This is a genomic window from Bacillus sp. 05T31, assembly GCF_056396725.1.
The window spans coordinates 1-1,511 of sequence record NZ_JBFTMA010000876.1; the positions used below are offsets into that span (position 1 = coordinate 1).

Below are 1,511 nucleotides of genomic sequence, written 5' to 3' on the forward strand. Positions count from 1 at the left end.
AAATTACACCGTATATGGTGATGAAGCTGTCTTTGGTGGAGGAAAATCAATTAGGGATGGTATGGGACAAAATTCGCAACTTACAAGGGAACAGGGTGTTGTGGATGTTGTTATTACGAATGCAATTATTATTGATTATACAGGAGTATATAAAGCGGATATTGGTATAAAAGATGGAAAGATTTCAGCAATTGGTAAGAGTGGTAATCCTTCAGTTATGGATAATATTGATATCATCATTGGAACATCAACGGAAGTAATTTCTGGCGAACGAAAAATCGTTACAGCTGGAGGTATTGATACACACGTGCATTTCATATCCCCACAACAAATTGATACAGCATTAGCTTCAGGTATAACAACTTTAATTGGTGGAGGAACAGGACCGGCAGAGGGTACTAAGGCAACTACAATAACGCCTGGATCTTGGAATTTAAGAAAAATGCTAGAGGCAGCAGAAGCTTTTCCTATAAATATTGGGTTTTTAGGGAAAGGAAATAGTTCAAGTTTACCTGCCCTGGAAGAACAAATATTTGCAGGAGCTATTGGATTAAAAATTCATGAAGATTGGGGAGCGACTTCTTCAGCAATTAATCACTCGTTACAGATTGCTGATAAATATGATATTCAAGTTGCTATTCATACTGATACGTTAAATGAATGTGGTTTTGTGGAAGAAACGATAAAGGCTATTGATAATCGTGTTATTCATACGTACCACACTGAAGGGGCTGGTGGTGGGCATGCACCAGATATTATAAAGATTGCTGCACTGAATAATATTTTACCTTCTTCAACGAACCCGACCTTGCCATATACAGTGAATACGTTGGATGAACATTTAGATATGCTCATGGTATGTCATCATTTAAAAGCAAATATTCCAGAAGATGTAATGTTTGCGGATTCAAGGATTCGAAAAGAAACAATTGCGGCAGAGGATATTTTGCAAGATTTAGGGGTTTTCAGCATGATTAGCTCTGACTCGCAGGCGATGGGAAGGGTTGGAGAGGTTATTATTCGCAATTGGCAAACCGCCGATAAAATGAAAAAGCAGATTGGTAGTTTAGAGGGAGATAAAGAGTATAACGATAATAATAGAATTCAACGCTATATAGCTAAGTATACAATTAATCCAGCTATTACACATGGGATTTCAGAATATGTCGGCTCTATTGAAGCTGGGAAATATGCAGACCTTGTAATATGGGATCCACAATTTTTCGGTGTTAAGCCAGATATGGTTTTGAAAAACGGGATGGTAGTGATGGCATTAATGGGAGACGAGAATGCTTCGATCCCCACACCACAACCATATTATGAAAAAAAGATGTTTGGTGCATATGGAAAAGCGGTACAGTCAAGTTCGATTACATTTGTATCTAAAGTAGCTTATGAGAATAATATTAAAGAAAAATTAGGTTTAAATAAAGTTGTATTACCTGTTAGAAATACGAGAGAGATTTCTAAGCAAGATATGAAGCTGAATAATGCAACACCAGAAATTGAAG

General features: G+C 36.9%; 1 protein-coding gene. It reads left to right on the forward strand.

Annotated elements, in window-relative coordinates; all coding sequences use genetic code 11:
- A partial coding sequence (gene ureC / locus AC1DJR_RS29455) for an urease subunit alpha (RefSeq protein ID WP_477004193.1) occupies positions 1-1,511 on the forward strand: 1,511 nt, incomplete at both ends.